Consider the following 13,440-nt stretch of genomic DNA (forward strand, 5'->3'; position numbering starts at 1 on the left):
ATATGTCAAATAACTTAAAACATCTTGCAGATAATTATTTGAGGACGCCAGATGGTGATATGAATTTCTTAGGAAAGACATTAAAGATATTGATAATTATTATAATTATAAAATTAATAATTTCTTTAACTAATAAACTTATAGATAGAACTCTAAAGAATAAAAAAGGAAAAAATATTTTTATTAACAATAAAAGAGCTAATACTATTGGTGAAGTATTGAAGAAGATAGTCAAATATATATTATATTTTATAGGTATAATGATAGTTTTAGATATGTTTAATGTCAATACTACATCCATATTAGCTACAGCAGGAATTGGTGGATTGGCCATAGGTTTTGGAGCTCAATCCTTAGTTAAAGATATTATTACAGGGTTTTTTATTTTAATTGAAGATCAATATGCTGTAGGAGATTATATTAAGATAGAATCATTAGAGGGTGTTGTTGAAGAATTAGGGTTAAGGGTTACTAAGTTGAGGGACTTCTCAGGGGACTTACATATAATTCCCAATGGAACAGTTCAAGTTGTAACCAACAAGAGCAGAGGGGCAATGAGAGCCTTAGTAAAGGTATTTGTTGCATATGAGGAAGATATTGAAAGGGTAAGCAAAATATTAGAGGTCATATGTGAAGATATTAAATCTAAAAATGATTCCATATTAGATGGACCTAGTATACTAGGTATTACCGACTTAGGAGAATCTAATATATCCATTACTATAGTAGCAAAAACCAAACCAATGGAGCAATGGTCTGTAGAAAGAGAAATTAGGAGAATGGTGAAAGAAGCTTTCCGTAAGGAAAATATAAAGACACCGTATCCAGGAAGAGTGATATTTGGGGGTAAAGAAGAATGATATTAAAATATGAAGTGGGAGATATAATAACTTTAAAGAAGGGACATCCTTGTGGTGAAAATAAATGGGAAATATTAAGAACTGGTGTGGACATAAAGCTTAGATGTCTAGGTTGTGATAGACAAATTTGGATACCTAGAATAGATTTTGAGAAAAGAGTAAGAAAGATTTTAGTAGATGAGAAATGGATAAGTATAATTCATCACAAAGAAAAGGACAGTAAAGAGGAATAAAAAAGGGATTGGGTTGCAAAAAGTCATATCTGAATTGACAAATACTATAAAATGTGGTTTTATAGTATTATATATATATTAATATAGATATTTTATTTATAATTAGGAGGACAGAAATGGGAGACGAATCTGGGGCCCCGATAACAGGACAATTGCTTTTAATACTTTTTTTAACATTATTAAATGCTTTTTTTGCTGCATCGGAAATGGCTATGGTATCAGTTGATAAGAAGAAGTTATTAGTACAGGCAGATGAAGGTAATAAGAAGGCAAAGCTTTTAATAGATTTACTAAAAGAGCCTTCAAGATTTTTATCTACAATTCAAGTTGGAATTACATTTGCAGGATTTTTCTCATCTGCATCAGCAGCAGTAGGTATTTCAGATGATTTTGGAATGTTATTAGGAAGATTTGGAGTTCCTTTTGCTAAAGATGTAGCGTTTATTTCAGTAACACTTATATTATCTTATATCACTCTTGTGTTTGGAGAGCTTGTACCAAAGAGAGTTGCTCTTCAAAATGCAGAAAAGTTTTCTATGTTTGCTATCAAAACCGTAAGTATAGTATCTAAGATGATGAGTCCTTTTATCACCTTCTTATCTTATTCTACAAATATGATTATGCGTATTTTGGGAATTACTACTGATGGTGTTGAAGAAAAGATTACTTTAGAAGAGATACGTTCAATGGTGGAAGTAGGTCAAGAGCAAGGCGTAATTAACCCAAGTGAACGAGAGATGATAGATAATGTAATAGGATTTGATGATAAATTAGCTGAAGAGATTATGACTGCAAGAACTGAAGTATTTATGATTGACCTAGAGGATCCAATTGAGGAATATATTAGTGAAATGCTACAGTTAAAGTATTCTAGAATTCCTGTATATGAAGGAGATGTAGATGATATTGTAGGTATACTTTATATTAAAGATTTTCTACTTGAGGCATATAAGGTTGGATTTGAAAATTTGGATATAAGAAAAATTCTTAGACCAGCTTATTTTATACCTGAGAGAAAAAATATCAACGATTTATTTATGGATCTTCAAAACAGCAAGAAACATATGGCTGTTCTTATTGATGAATACGGTGGATTCTCCGGTATTGTTACCATGGAAGATCTAATTGAAGAAATAGTAGGGGATATTGACGATGAATACGATCATGATGAACCCGATATTAGAAAGATAGATGATTATAATTATTACGCCAAGGGTGTAATTTCCATAAAAGAGTTAAATAGTAATCTTGGTACAGATTTAGATGAGGATTCGGAAGACTTTGATACTTTGGGTGGTTTTCTAATAGATATTATGGGATATATACCTGAAGATGGTGAAAAAGAAGTAGTTGAATATGAAGATATTGAATTTCACATAGAAGAAATTAATGAAAAAAGAATTCAAGTAGTACACATTATACTTAGGGAAGAAGAAGTACCTCCAGAATTAGAGGAGAATTTAGAAAATAAATAAGATTTAAAAACACCAGATACTGCATTTGCCTTGGGTATCTGGTTTCTTAATTGAATTTATAAAATATTAAGGAAGTAAAATTTATTTTCTAAATATTCCCAATAGAGCAACTTTACATATTTAACCTGAAATTGTATTAAATCATTAGACAATTATATATTTTAATAGTAAACTATAGATAAAGAAGTAAGATAGTTAACTCAAATTTAATGGAGGTGCTTTTTGATGGCATTAAAGTATGCAGATCGTATGAATAATATTAAAGCTTCAGAAATTAGAGAGCTACTTAAATTGACACAAAAACCAGAAATTATATCCTTTGCAGGGGGATTACCAGCTCCAGAATCATTCCCAGTTGAAGAATTTATTAAGGTCACAAAAGAAGTTTTAGAAAAATCTGGGACAAAGGCATTGCAATATGCTTCTACTGAGGGAGATCCAGATCTAAGGAAGGCTATAACAAAAAGAATGGCCAAGGTAGAAGTAAATGTAAACCCTGAAGATATCTTAGTAACAAGCGGCTCCCAACAGGGTCTTGATTTTGCAGCTAAGATATTTATAAATCCTGGTGATATTATAATCTGTGAAAGCCCTACATATCTAGGGGCTATCAATGCATTTAAGGCTTATGAACCAAAGTTTATAGAAGTATCCACTGACAAAGATGGCATGGATATGGATGAATTAGAAGAAGCATTAAAGAACAATAATAATGTAAAATTTATTTATGTTATTCCAGATTTCCAAAATCCATCAGGAAAAACTTGGTCAGTAGAAAGAAGAGTTAGATTAATAGAATTAGCTAATAAATATGATATTGCTATTATTGAAGATAATCCATATGGTGAATTAAGATTTGAAGGTAAAATTTTACCTGCTGTAAAGCATTTTGATACTGAGGGAAGAGTAGCTTTCTTAGGTACTTTCTCCAAGATACTTTGTCCTGGTCTAAGACTTGGATGGATAGCAGCAAGCCCAGAGATGCTAAATAAATTTATTATGGTTAAACAAGGCGCAGACCTTCAATCAAGCACTATTTCACAAATGGAAGCTGCAAAGTTCTTCGAATTATATGACATTGAGGCTCATATCCAAAAGATAATTGATCTTTATAGAGTGAGAAGAGACTTGATGATGAAAACAATAGAAGAAGAATTTCCAAAGGAAGCAACTGCAACATATCCTGAAGGTGGATTATTTACATGGGTAGTATTACCTGAATATATGAATGCTAGAGAATTAGCACTAAAAGCTTTAGAACAAAATGTAGCATATGTGCCTGGAGGATCATTCTTCCCTAATGGAGGAAATGAAAATACATTTAGATTAAACTATTCAAACATGGACGAAGAAAGAATAGTTGAAGGTATTAAGAGACTTGGGAAAGTATTGAAAGATGCATTAAGATAAGAATAACCCCCTCAACTGAGGGGGTTATTTTGGTAATCTTACTTCTATACTTGTACCTTCACCTTCAATACTTGAAAGGCTCAAATCTCCATAATGGTATTCTACAGTATGTTTCACTATAGATAGACCAAGACCCGTACCATTTACCTTCTTTGAGCGAGATTTGTCTACTCTATAAAACCTTTCAAAGACTCTGTCTTGTTGGTCTATAGGTATACCTATACCAGTATCTACTACCTTAATAATACCAAACTTACTGTCTTGTGAAATTTGGACAGATACACTGCCACCTAGTTTATTATATTTTATGGCATTATCAACTAAAATGAAGACTAGGTCTTCTATCATCCTTTGATTTCCTTTTATTGTAGTAATTTCCCCAGTGAAGCTTAAGGAAATATTATTTTGCTTTGTGCTAGGCTGTAAATTTGTGCAAATAAACTCAACTATGGAAAATAGGTCTATATAAGTGAGTTCTCTTTTGACCGATGGCTCATCTAGACGAGATAATTTAATTATGGAATCTATGATTTCCAAAAGTCTATTCCCTTCCTTGCGAATAATAGCTGCGGACTTTATAACATCTGGACCTTTAGTCATCCCAGTTTCTATCATCTCAGCAAAACCATTGATGGAAGTTAGGGGGGTTTTTAATTCATGGGACACATTTGCAGTAAATTCTCTTCTTATTTTTTCAGTTTCTTTCAATTTTCCTATATAGCTTTCTATCTCTTTTTTCTGATTACGAATAGTCTCTAAAAAAGGCTCAAGTTCATCATATATTTTAGTTTCTTTTATTTCTTCTTCAGTTAATATGCTTTCTATATTGTGGATTGCTATTTTTATAGGCTCTATAATCTTTGCTGTAAGTACAGATGAAAAAAGGGATAATGATATTAAAATAAAGACTATAAGTCCTGTAATAATAGGTAAAATACTCATAAAAACAACCTTAATACTTTCAGTAGGGTTATAATAATCATAGAACAAAATTACCAGTAGAACAGATGTTATAATGGCAGTTACAGTTGCTATGATTACAAGACTTAAAAATATTTTCTTTTCCAAGATTTAGCCCCCTATCTTATATCCTACATTTCGAATAGTTTGAATAATCCTACCAGCATCACCAAGTTTCATTCTAAGGGTTCTTATATGAACATCAACAGTTCTGCTTTCTCCTTCAAAATCAGTTCCCCAAACGGCATTCATTAAACTATCACGGGATAAAACAATGTTTAGATTTTTAAGAAGATAGTGGAGGAGCTCAAATTCTTTGAAGGTTAAATTTACTTCCACATTATTTACTAAGACGATATGCTTTTCTACATCTATGCAGAGTTCTTCCACACAGATCTGATTCTCTATTTTTTCTGATTTTACACTACGACGAAGTACTGCCTTGACTCGAGATACTAACTCCATAACTCCAAAGGGCTTAGATATATAATCATCAGCTCCCATATCAAGACCCTTAATTTTATCGAATTCACTATTTTTTGCAGTTAACATGATAACAGGAATATCTTTAGTGTTACTAGTTTCTCTAATATTCTTAAGTACTTTATATCCATCATCACCAGGTAACATTATATCTAACAATATCATGTCAGGTAGCCTAGTTTGAATTTCATTATATAAGCCTTCTGCAGATTCAAAGCCCTTAGAGTCGAATCCATTGTTTTTTAAAGCATAAACAACTAATTCTCTAATACTTTCATCATCCTCAACACAATAAATTACATTCATAAAATCCCCCCCTAAATAGATAAATAAGATATTATTAACCTAATTATATCACTACAATGATTGTATTGAATAAAAAAACCAAAGGAGTTTCTCTTAAATAGAAAATATCTTTGGTTTAGTCTTAAATCTTTAGTTACTTATTGCTCTTGAGAATCATAATGATCCCCTGTAATAGAGTAATAAACCCACTCTGCTATATTTTGAGCATGGTCGCCTATTCTTTCAAAATACTTAGCTATCATCAACAAATCTACAGATTGCTCTCCATATTCAACACTTTCTCTAATAAGACCAATTAATTCATTTTTAACTACATTGAATAATTCATCTACCACATCATCATATTTAATAACAAACTCTACCAGTTCCAAGTCCCTTTTTACATAGGCATCTACACTATCTTTTACCATTTTTATAGTAGCTTCTGCCATTTGAGGTATATGGACAAGTTCCTTAATATATTTTTGACCAGCAAGTCTAATGGTTATTTCTGAAATATCAGAGGCCTGGTCTCCTATTCTTTCCATGTCTGTAATCATCTTTAGGGCTGAAGATATTAGCCTTAGATCAGATGCCACAGGTTGCTGTTGTAAAAGGAGTTTTAGACATCTTCTTTCTATACTTTTCTCGATATCATTTACCTCTTTATCACCTTCTACAACTCTCCTTGCAAGGTCAACATTTTGGTGAATCAATGCAGTTACTGCAGACTCAATAGAGCTTTCAATAATATTACCCATCTCAATAAGTTCCTCATTTAATAAATCCAATTCCTTATCAAACCTATTTCTCATATATATCATTCCTTTATAAAAATTTTAACCAAATCTTCCTGTGATATAATCTTCTGTACGCTGATCTCTTGGTTTAGAAAATATATCGTCAGTATTTCCATATTCTATAATTTCTCCTGTTAAAAAGAATGCGGTTTTATCTGATACTCTTGTGGCTTGTTGCATATTATGAGTTACCATGACTATGGTATAATCCTTTTTCAATTCCACAACTAAGTCTTCAATCTTTGAAGTTGAAATAGGATCTAAGGCGCTGGTTGGTTCATCTAAGAGTATTACTTCTGGGTTCACAGCCAAGGCTCTAGCAATACAAATTCTTTGCTGTTGACCTCCAGATAATGCGAGAGCATTTTTCTTTAGTCTATCCTTAACTTCGTCCCATATAGCACCACCACGAAGACTTTTCTCCACGATTTCATCTAGTTTATCTTTGGATTTTATACCATGAGTACGAGGTCCAAAGGCAATATTATCATAGATGCTCATAGGGAATGGATTTGGCTTTTGAAAGACCATACCTACACGCTTTCTTAAAAGATTTACATCAATATTATTACCATTGTTTTTATTATATATATCTTTTCCATCTAAGAGTACTTTTCCAGTTATTTTACAACCCTCAACTAAATCATTCATACGATTTAGTGTCTTTAAGAATGTTGATTTACCACAGCCTGAGGGTCCAATAAAAGCAGTGATCACATTTTCTTCTATATTTATATTTATATTTTTAAGGGCTTGAAAGCTTCCATAATATAAATCTAAGTTTTCTACTATAAATTTAGCCATTTAAATCTCCCTTCGACAATTTATTAGCTACCATAGACGATAATCCATTAATTCCTATAACAACTATTAAAAGTATTACTGCAGTTGCATATGCTTGGTTAGTATATAACCCTTCACTGGAAAGGGAATACATGTGAATCGCCAATGTTCTACCTGATGAAAATAAGTTCTTTGGTATTTGTGGAACTGTACCTGCTGTATATATAAGTGCTGCAGTTTCTCCTACAATTCTGCCTATTGCAAGAATAATCCCAGCAAATATTCCAGGCATTGCTGTAGGGAATACTATTTTAAATATTGTCCTAAGTTTTCCAGCGCCTAGAGCAAAACTGGCTTCACGAAGCGAATCTGGCACTGACATTAGGGCTTCCTCAGTTGCCCGCATTATAAGGGGAAGAATCATAATGGAAAGAGTAAAAGCTCCAGCAATTATTGAAAAACTCCAACCTAATGCAGTTACGAAAAACAGAAGTCCAAACAATCCATATACTATAGAAGGAATCCCAGAAAGAGTTTCAGCTGTGATTCTAATTATCTCAACCAATTTATTACCACTCTTTGCATATTCAACAAGATAAAAACCTGTGAATATGCCTATAGGTGCAGAGATAAGTAAAGATAAAAATGTCATCATCAATGTGGTTATAATAGCTGGAAACAAAGAAACATTTTCTGTATTATATTCTAAAGCAAATAGAGAGGGTTTTATATAAGGAATTCCTCTAATTAGAATATACCCAATAATTATAAATAATATGGAAAAAGTTGCAATAGTTGCAAACAAAACAAGTCCTTTGATTAATATACTCAGGGTCTTCATTATATCACTTTCCTTTTTAATACTGAAAATAGTAAATTAATTAGTAGTATAAATACGAATAGTACAACACCAGTGGCAATCAATGCTTCTCTATGCAAATCTGCTGCATAGCCCATTTCAATTACAATATTGGCAGTTAGAGTACGAATGCCCTTTAATATACCATTTGGCATACGAGCTTGATTTCCCGCTACCATGACTACCGCCATGGTTTCACCTATGGCTCTACCAATACCAAGGACTACAGAAGATAGGATGCCTGATTTTGCTGCTGGTATCATTGCAAAGACCACTGAATACTCATGGGTTGCACCTAGAGCTACGGCTCCTTCATAATAAGATTCAGGGACTGCTCTAATTGCAGCTTCAGAAAGCCCTATTATTGTTGGCAATATCATTATCCCAAGAAGTATTGATGCTGTTAATATACTATTACCAGTCCCACCAAATAATTTGCTTGTAACTGGTACTAATACAACAAGGCCAAAAAATCCATATATAATGGAAGGAATACCAGCCATTAAATTCACTGCAGGTTTTAAAAATTTATAAAGCCTCTTAGGGCAAAACCTTGAGAGGTAGATAGCTGTTAGAATCCCAATTGGTACACCCAGGACTATTGCCCCAGCTGTTACATAGATACTTCCTATAATCATAGGAAATATACCAAAGGAAGGTGGTATATTAGAAGGAGACCAGTCTTTGCCAAGTAAAAAATCAAATATTCCTATTTTCCCAATGGCAGGTATCCCATTTACAAACATAAAATAACATATTAATATTACTGATATTATAGAAGCACAAGCGGAGATAAAGAATATTATCTCCATTAGTCTCTCAAAGAATTTAGATTTCATTTTATCACCCTTTATTTTATGCCTTATTTTATGTCGCTCCATTTAATCATATCTCCAACAAATATGGATTTAACATTTTCTATAGTTAAGTCATTTATAGAATTCCCTATATGAGTAATTACTGCAATACCATCTAATGCTATAGCAATATCTTTAAGTTCAGTTTTTTCACTATCTTTCAAAGCTCTTGAAGCCATTCCTATATCTGCAGTTCCATCAATAGCAGCTTGCATACCTGCTGATGAGTCAGATTGTTGTACTTCTATTACAGCCTCTGTATTGATTGCAAGATAAGCTTCTCTAAGTTTTTCCATAACTGGTGTAACAGATGAAGAACCAGCTACTACAATTTTACCACTTGGTTTAGATCCACTATATGGTGATGCATTGTCATCTATTGCAATATAACTTTTTGCTACAACTTCTTGACCTTCTTTACTCATTATAAAATCCATAAAATCTTGTGCTACAGCGGATACTTCACCTTTTGTGGCTATATTAAAAGGTCTAGCTATTTTATAACTTCCATTTTTAATGTTTTCCGTTGTAGCTGCTATACCATCAATATTTAAAGCTTTTACTGTATCATTAAGTGAACCAGTTGATACATAACCTATTGCATATTCATTTCCAGCAACTGTTGTAAGGATCGTATCTGTTTTCATTTGAGTGATAGCTTCTTTTGTTGTTCTATCAGTTTTATTACCAGATGAATCCTTTTCTTCTATTCCAGTTAGTTCTACAAAAGCACCTCTTGTACCAGAACCTTCTTCTCTAGTAACTACTACAATATCTTTAGATGTATCAAAATCTTTTGTATCTACTTTATCCTCTTCCTTTGGAGCACATCCTACTAAAAGAGATGCTGCTAAAACAAGTGATAACACTAAAATAAATATTTTTTTCATGTTTAAATCCTCCCTTTAATCTTTAATTTCATATTTTCATACTTAGTATATCCAAGCAATGTTAAATCTATTGAGATGGTAATGTAAAATCTATGTAAAATATTTTAACAATTTTTTTATGTATATTGGGTTGTAAAAAAATAATAATTTGATGGATTTGCTAAAACTTTATATAATGTACATAAGTAACATAAAGGGCAAGAAATTTAATTTTGATTTCTATACCCATTTAAAAGTGTAATCTATCGTATTATATAATGAGGGGGTGTTTGGGTGACTAAACTTCTCAATATCTTTAATTGGAAAAAGACTTTAGAAGAACGGGTAAAAGACATACAAGAAGGTGACGAGGATGATAAAAACAATCTTATACAGGAGTATATTCCATTTATAAAAAAGGTACTTGTGAATCAATTAGGGTCATATATAGAAGTAGAAAATGATGACTATTTTAGCATTGGACTTATTGCATTTAATGAGGCAATAGAAAAGTATGATGAAGAAAGAGGTAATTTTTTAACTTTTGCTTCCGTGGTGATAAAAAGCCGATTAATAGATCAGCTTAGAAAAGAATCTAGAAGGTCAAAGGAAGTTTTTATGAGCCAACTTCAAAGAGAAGATGATGAGGACTATTACACAAATGATGTAATGGCGGTAGAAGGCTTTGAGGCAGGAATAGAGACTAAGCTAGATTTTGCATCTTTAGTACACAGTATGAAAGACTTTGGTGTTTCACTTGATGATTTAATCAATGAATCTCCCAAGCACCAAGATACTAGACAGACAGCTATTAAAATAGGAAAGCATGTCTTTGAAAATAGAAGGCTTTGTGATAGATTTCTAAACACAGGAAATCTTCCTACAAATGAGATAATACGAGACTTAAATGTGTCTAGAAAAGCAGTCCAAAGAAGTAGAAAATTCATTATAGCAATTATATTGATTTTGAATAGTAATCTGGACACATTAAAGGGTTATATTTCTAGCAATGAAGGGGGTAATTAGATGGTTTATCGAGGTAATATCGTAGAAGTTTGTAGTGATAGTATAGTTGTAATCACTGAAGAATGTACATTTAAAAGAATTAAAAAGAGTGTTGGCTTGGAAGAAGGTATGGAAGTATATTTTGAAGAGAGAGATATTATAAGAAAATCAAATACAAGTATTAAAAGTATTAAAAGTATTAAAAGTATTTCAAAGATAGCGGCTATAATTTTGCTAGTAATTACTTCCATTTATGGCATACAAGTTTGGGACATAAATTATAGGGCAGTTGCTATAGTATCAATTGATATAAATCCAAGTGTAGAAATAAAGGTTAATAAAAATCATCGTGTAATAAATGCAACGGCTCTTAATGAGGATGCTTTAAATCTACCGCTTAAAAAATTAAAGGGTCAGGTATTAGCTAATGCATTAGATGAACTTGTACAAACAGCAAAGACAGAAGGCTATATTAAGGAAAATGAAGAAAATTATATACTATTAGGTGTTGTAGGGCTAAGCAACAATGAAAAAGATACTGAAGCTTTAGAACACTTATTAGTGGAAGGAAAAGAAAAGATAGAAAATGTATCTAGTGAAGATGTTCAATATATTGAAGTTGTTACGGTAGAATCAAATAAAGAGACATTGAAAAAAGCAAGAAAAGAACATATTTCAGTAGGTAGGATGGAAGTCTATGAAAATAATAAAGATAATAATAAGGATGGGCAAAGTAGTAAAGAAGAAATAAAGGAGCTAAAGGAAGAAAAGGTAAAGGAACTTATAGAGAAGATTGGTAAAGAACATCCAGTATTTGAAGAGCATCCTGGAAATAACAATAATTCTGACAAGGATAAAAAGAAGGTTAAGGATGAAAAAATTAAAGAAGAAAAGGTAGAGAAAGAGGAGAAAGAAGAAAAAGAAGAAGGGATAGGACAGAACAAAGACAAGGATAATAATGGCAAGAAAGACAATAACAATAATAAAGATAAAAACAAAGACAAAGATATAAACAATGAAAAAGATAAAGACAAGGATAAAGATAGTAAAGATGATAAAGATAATAAAGACAGTAAGGACAAAGACAAAGATAGTAAAAATAATAAAGATGAAATAAAGAACAAAAAAAGTCATCCTGTATTTGAGGAACACCCAGGGAATAGCAAATCTAATAACCCCTCGAAACAATATAAAGAAAAGATTAAAGATAAAAAAGATGATTAAATAAAAAAAAATTTTTAATTTCTCATATGTACCCCTAAAAAATTTAAGTAGCCGTAATAATATAATAATAAAAATAATAGGAGGTATATAAGATGAAAAAATATTTAACCAGTTTAGCGACTTTGTTTTTAGTGATTCTATTGACAAGTTCTTATGCAAGTGCATTTACTCCACCAGGATTAGCTAAAAAGGGTGGTTTGCCACCTGGAATCCAAAAGAAGTTTATCCAACAAGAAAAAGATAAAAAAGAGTATAATACAACTATAAAGGATATAAATTTAGAACAAAGAAGAGTAGTTATAGAAGATGGGACAGCAATACTTGTGCTCCTTGTTTCTGATGAAGCAAAAATAGAGTTGAATAAAAAATCAGCTAAGCTTGAAGACATTATGAAAAATGATGATGTTTTTATGAAACTAGACAAAAATAATACTATTACAGAGCTTAAGGCTACAAGAGAAAGTGAAACCGTATACACTGTGGAAGGAAGACTTTCATTAGTTGATAAAAAAGAAAATAAAATATATATTTATGAGAACAATAAATTAGATAGTTATAAATTAAGATCTGATGTTACTGTACGCATTAATGGTGAGAAAAGTAGTATTAGTGGTTTAACTACTGGTATGGAGTTAAAGTTAACTATAGAAGGGGATAGGGTAAAATTAATTGAGGCAAGTAAAGATGTACAAACAAAAATAATTGGAACTATAATAGCAATTGATTATAATCGTATGGAGTTTGTACTTCAGGAAGGTACAAAGGTAACTCTATATAAAGCTCAAAGCAATACACCTATAAAAATAGATGGTGAGATAAAGACTTTTTCAAATCTATTAGTTGGTATGACTTTAGAAGCTTATGTAAAAGATCAAAATATAATTAGTATAGAGGCCAAATCATTATCTATAGAAAACCAAAAAGGTGTTGTTAAAGCTATTAATATAGATAAAAATGAAATAGTCTTAACACAAGGTAATAAGGAAACTTTATTTAAAATAAATAAGAATGTAATTGTAAAAATTAACGGAGTTCAAAAAACTTTAAAAGATATTGCAGTTAATATGGATGTGCAGTTAACTATCCAAAGTGGAGAAGTTATTGAAATTACCATTAATCAATTAATTCAGTCTTTTGAAGGTAGAATTATAGCAAAAGATGTTGGGAATAAGCCAACTGTCACAATTCAAGTAGGAAATGAAATTAAAGTATTTTCTGTTAGAAAAGATTTAAATATTATTGAAATTGAAGTAGGTAAAGAAGTTATTATTCATGTGAAGGATAGTGAAGTTATAGCTATTGTAGCAAAATAATGATAGGTATAAAATAATTAAGTT

14 protein-coding genes are annotated in these 13,440 nt (G+C 31.4%); 7 read left to right on the forward strand and 7 right to left on the reverse strand.

What is annotated here, in order from left to right; genetic code table 11:
- The first annotated feature begins 2 nt into the window (after nucleotides 1-2).
- From RIN63_RS12165 to RIN63_RS12180, 4 genes are all read left to right on the forward strand, one after another.
- Nucleotides 3-860, forward strand: a complete 858-nt coding sequence (locus tag RIN63_RS12165) for a mechanosensitive ion channel family protein (RefSeq protein ID WP_310445007.1) — start codon at nucleotides 3-5, stop codon at nucleotides 858-860.
- Nucleotides 857-1,093 carry a DUF951 domain-containing protein gene (locus RIN63_RS12170; protein ID WP_399324857.1) on the forward strand — a complete coding sequence of 79 codons (237 nt, stop codon included), beginning with the start codon at nucleotides 857-859 and terminating at the stop codon, nucleotides 1,091-1,093. Before RIN63_RS12165 ends, RIN63_RS12170 begins: the two co-directional genes overlap by 4 nt.
- Nucleotides 1,094-1,209: 116 nt before the next feature.
- Entirely contained in the window at nucleotides 1,210-2,568 is a 1,359-nt protein-coding gene (locus tag RIN63_RS12175; protein ID WP_310445008.1) for a hemolysin family protein, read from the forward strand.
- A gap of 225 nt (nucleotides 2,569-2,793) precedes the next feature.
- Nucleotides 2,794-3,978 (forward strand): PLP-dependent aminotransferase family protein, encoded by a 1,185-nt coding sequence (locus RIN63_RS12180; RefSeq protein ID WP_310445009.1) that lies wholly within the window; start codon nucleotides 2,794-2,796, stop codon nucleotides 3,976-3,978.
- Between the two features lie 24 nt (nucleotides 3,979-4,002).
- Here the strand turns inward: RIN63_RS12180 and RIN63_RS12185 are convergent, their stop codons facing one another.
- The 7 genes from RIN63_RS12185 to RIN63_RS12215 all read right to left on the reverse strand — a co-directional run bounded on the left by RIN63_RS12185 (nucleotide 4,003) and on the right by RIN63_RS12215 (nucleotide 9,895).
- Entirely contained in the window at nucleotides 4,003-5,046 is a 1,044-nt protein-coding gene (locus tag RIN63_RS12185) for an ATP-binding protein (RefSeq protein WP_310445010.1), read from the reverse strand.
- 3 nt (nucleotides 5,047-5,049) lie between these two features.
- Nucleotides 5,050-5,727 carry a response regulator transcription factor gene (locus tag RIN63_RS12190; RefSeq protein WP_310445011.1) on the reverse strand — a complete coding sequence of 226 codons (678 nt, stop codon included), beginning with the start codon at nucleotides 5,725-5,727 and terminating at the stop codon, nucleotides 5,050-5,052.
- A gap of 137 nt (nucleotides 5,728-5,864) precedes the next feature.
- Nucleotides 5,865-6,521, reverse strand: a complete 657-nt coding sequence (phoU, locus tag RIN63_RS12195; protein ID WP_310445012.1) for a phosphate signaling complex protein PhoU — start codon at nucleotides 6,519-6,521, stop codon at nucleotides 5,865-5,867.
- A gap of 24 nt (nucleotides 6,522-6,545) precedes the next feature.
- On the reverse strand, nucleotides 6,546-7,310 hold the full coding sequence (gene pstB, locus RIN63_RS12200) for a phosphate ABC transporter ATP-binding protein PstB (RefSeq protein WP_310445013.1): 765 nt from the start codon (nucleotides 7,308-7,310) through the stop codon (nucleotides 6,546-6,548).
- Complete coding sequence (gene pstA, locus RIN63_RS12205; protein ID WP_310445014.1) at nucleotides 7,303-8,130, reverse strand: phosphate ABC transporter permease PstA; 828 nt, start codon at nucleotides 8,128-8,130, stop codon at nucleotides 7,303-7,305. Before pstA ends, pstB begins: the two co-directional genes overlap by 8 nt.
- Complete coding sequence (gene pstC, locus RIN63_RS12210; protein ID WP_399324908.1) at nucleotides 8,130-8,987, reverse strand: phosphate ABC transporter permease subunit PstC; 858 nt, start codon at nucleotides 8,985-8,987, stop codon at nucleotides 8,130-8,132. Before pstC ends, pstA begins: the two co-directional genes overlap by 1 nt.
- Nucleotides 8,988-9,010: 23 nt before the next feature.
- The gene (locus tag RIN63_RS12215) at nucleotides 9,011-9,895 is read right to left on the reverse strand and encodes a substrate-binding domain-containing protein (protein ID WP_310445016.1); all 885 of its coding nucleotides are present in this window, start codon (nucleotides 9,893-9,895) and stop codon (nucleotides 9,011-9,013) included.
- A 273-nt stretch (nucleotides 9,896-10,168) separates the two neighbouring features.
- Here RIN63_RS12215 and sigI point away from each other — a divergent pair, with 273 nt between their 5' ends.
- The 3 genes from sigI (at nucleotide 10,169) to RIN63_RS12230 (ending at nucleotide 13,416) form a co-directional block, all read left to right on the forward strand.
- Nucleotides 10,169-10,900, forward strand: a complete 732-nt coding sequence (gene sigI / locus RIN63_RS12220; RefSeq protein WP_310445017.1) for an RNA polymerase sigma-I factor — start codon at nucleotides 10,169-10,171, stop codon at nucleotides 10,898-10,900.
- The gene (locus tag RIN63_RS12225; protein ID WP_310445018.1) at nucleotides 10,901-12,103 is read left to right on the forward strand and encodes an anti-sigma factor domain-containing protein; all 1,203 of its coding nucleotides are present in this window, start codon (nucleotides 10,901-10,903) and stop codon (nucleotides 12,101-12,103) included.
- A gap of 92 nt (nucleotides 12,104-12,195) precedes the next feature.
- Nucleotides 12,196-13,416 (forward strand): hypothetical protein, encoded by a 1,221-nt coding sequence (locus RIN63_RS12230; protein WP_310445019.1) that lies wholly within the window; start codon nucleotides 12,196-12,198, stop codon nucleotides 13,414-13,416.
- Nucleotides 13,417-13,440 lie beyond the last annotated feature (24 nt).

It is taken from the genome of Tissierella sp. (genome assembly GCF_031460495.1).
Lineage (GTDB): Bacteria > Bacillota > Clostridia > Tissierellales > Tissierellaceae > JAVKTS01.